This is a genomic window from Sporomusa malonica (assembly GCF_900176355.1).
Taxonomy (GTDB): Bacteria; Bacillota; Negativicutes; order Sporomusales; family Sporomusaceae; genus Sporomusa; species Sporomusa malonica.
Map to the genome: position 1 here is coordinate 1 of NZ_FWXI01000053.1, position 3,066 is coordinate 3,066.

Consider the following 3,066-nt stretch of genomic DNA (forward strand, 5'->3'; position numbering starts at 1 on the left):
AAATATTGTTCGGTATTGGGAAAGGTTTGTTTCCTATGCGTAATTTTCTTTAAACAAAAAATCCAGAAAAAGACTTGACATTGGTACGATAAAAGCGTGGATGTCAATCTCTCATTTGAGGTTGTGCTCTGCGCTTTTTGTATAATAAGTGGTAATGGCCCGGCGATCTTGACTGGGGGTTGCGCACCCGATAATTAAACAGCTGGCCATCCACTTATTATCCGCATTCGGTTAAACAGGTTGAAACACATAATGTGCTTTCGTATAACGAACCAAGATGAATGGTAATAAGCGCGGATGGATGCCATAATTCATTGAAAGAGGATAATTTTATGATTAGTGTAGGCATTGACGTTTCCAAAGGAAAAAGCACTGTGTGCATGCTGAAACCCTATGGCGAGGTGGTACATGCTCCCTTTGAGGTATCCCATACCGAAGAGGATTTAGCCTTGCTAACCGAGCGCATACATAACCTATCCGCTGGTGAAACGCGTGTGATTCTGGAAGCGACAGGTATTTACCACCTTCCTGCCGTAACCTTTCTTTCATGCAGAAAAAAGAAGCTGAAGGAAAGCCAGTTAAAGTAGCAAAAATCACAGGTTTAAACAAATTTCTTCGGATTTATTATGCTAGAGTGAAAGAAACTCTCTCAGATTAGGTGTTCATCATACCGAATTTCACTGTCTTCAGGACGGCTTTTTTATTATGCCTTTTTTAACTTATTTTGGTAATTTGCCTCTTGACAATGCTTTACAGGTTTATTTAGCTGGTCTTTGTCCGGCAAAGAAAGGGGTGCAGTTTTGAAGAAGATTTTTGGCATCTATTTTTCTGTTATTTATAATAACATGTTATTGTGTTCAAAAAGGGTTTAATGCTAATGAACAGAAGGGTGTAACTATTGAACCATCATCAACGCTTGCGGCACATACATCCGAAACTATTGAATCATCGACTACTTTTGTAGAAAAGAGAAATACTTTTACATATAACGACCAAAAAATTCAATACATGCTTATTTTTCCTGCGGGATACACCAAACTGCAAATTATTGGCCAATGATTTTATTTTTATATGGAAGCTCACTTCGTGGGCAAAACATAGATTTAGTGAAAGAGTATGGACCAACTTGGATTGCAGAAAGACGCACCGATTTTCCATTTATTCTGTCATTAGGGTCCTGGGTGATTCTGATTCACGCTATAAAAATGACATTGGTCAAACTATTGACTAACGTCTGTTTAATGTTTAGTGGCATGCTATGGAGTAAAATTACGATGTCGCAAACCTAGATAAATTATGGCTTTTAAAGATATAGTAATGGCACGTTATGGAACGTTTTAATGGCATGTACTAGAACAAGAAAATGCCTATGAAGCCAGTAAATTCAAGGAGTTCCATGTTAGTTCCATTTTTACATGACAGTGGTGCCATGTTCATTAAAGTAACGAGCTTAAGAGTGAAAGGAATGACTTACTCACCAAACCATCAGTTATTTTATTGAAAGATTGTCATTGCATGTTTTAGATGCTATAATAAATGTAATAAGCTGGGAATAGGTAGCTAGGGTTCCGCCTATACAAAGGGTCAGCGACCGAGCGCTACATACCTGTCTACTTTCTAGATAGGGGCACCTATTGGCACAAAAAGCCCGAGGGGGATAGCTTGGTGTATTTCGTATACGCCGAGATATCTTCTGCGGGCTTTTAATGTTTTGAAAGGGAGTGTTACGTATGCTTGCCGAACAATATGATATTTTTTTAATTGATATTGACGGTGTAATTTATACTGGGGGTGAGCTTTTACCAGGAAGTATGGAAGGAATAGAAAAACTGCGTGCGCTAGGGAAAAAAGTTTATTTTGTGACAAATGATCCTCGCTTTTTGCGTCAAGAGTTGTGTACTCGATTGTCAGTTTCGGGAATAAAAGCCAGTACAGAAGAATGTATTACGACTGGTTGGGCTACAGCTCATTATCTTGCTCAACACGCTATTGATAGAGTTTACGTAATTGGTACAAAAAGTTTAAAAGCTGAAATCCGCAGTCTTGGGATCAAAGTAACAGATCAAGGTAACTGCCAGGCAGTGATAATTGGCTATGACGAAAACACTACTTTTCGCCAAGTTCAACAGGCAGTAAAATATATTGAAACAGGAGCACAGTTTATTGCGACGAACGATGATTGCTCTTTTCCAGGCACAGAGGGACGTTGTGTTGCAACAGGAGCAATTGTGGGAGCTGTACAAATGACAAGTCGACAGCGGCCCATCATTATCGGTAAGCCATACCCCCATATATTCAGCCTGGCACTAAAAAATGTTGATCGCAATGCGAGAATAGTGATGGTTGGCGATAGTCCAGATACTGATATTCTAGGGGCTCATCAATTTGGACTGGATGGAATTTTAGTGCAGGGTAAGCAACTTTCTTATCCATCAAAACACGATTATCGCAATCCTGAAGCTATAATTTCTAAATTGTCTTCTCTGTTTGATCCTAATATTGTCGCCTCGTGTTGGAAGTATCCTGGTTTTCCGTGGCCAGACAGTATAGAAGCTGGTGTTGCAGCAGTCATCTTCAACGAATTTTGTCAGGTTCTTTTGGTTAAACGCGAAGATAATGGGTTATGGGGTTTGCCATCAGGACATGTTGAGGCAGGGGAGACTGTTGAGGAGGCCGTTATTCGGGAATTGAGAGAAGAAACAGGATTGATCATAGCCGTTCAAAAATTGATAGGGGTATATTCAGATCCCGTTTCACAAATTTTTGCATACCCATCTGGGAAAACAACTCACTTTATTACATTATGTTTTCTATGTAATATAACTGGTGGAAGAGTAAAAGTAGACCATCAGGAGATTGGGGATGCTAGTTTTTTTGATATTCAACAATTGCCTTCCAATCTTCTTACTATGCATCCTCAATGGCTTTCGGATGCTTTAGCGGACATAGATTTACCATTTGTTCGATAGAGTGTCAAAGACCAGCTAATTAATGTCAAGTCTTTTTCTGGATTTTTTGTTTAAAGAAAATTACGCATAGGGAAACAAACCTTTCCCAATACCGAAC

At 39.2% G+C, this 3,066-nt stretch carries 2 protein-coding genes; both read left to right on the forward strand.

Going from position 1 to position 3,066, the window contains the following annotated elements; genetic code table 11:
- The first annotated feature begins 332 nt into the window (after positions 1-332).
- A complete protein-coding gene (locus B9A22_RS24670) occupies positions 333-587 on the forward strand; it encodes an IS110 family transposase (protein ID WP_176215688.1) in 255 nt (84 codons plus the stop codon).
- Between the two features lie 1,143 nt (positions 588-1,730).
- Positions 1,731-2,969, forward strand: coding sequence for an HAD-IIA family hydrolase (locus tag B9A22_RS24680; protein ID WP_084578579.1), 1,239 nt, complete (start codon positions 1,731-1,733; stop codon positions 2,967-2,969).
- Positions 2,970-3,066 lie beyond the last annotated feature (97 nt).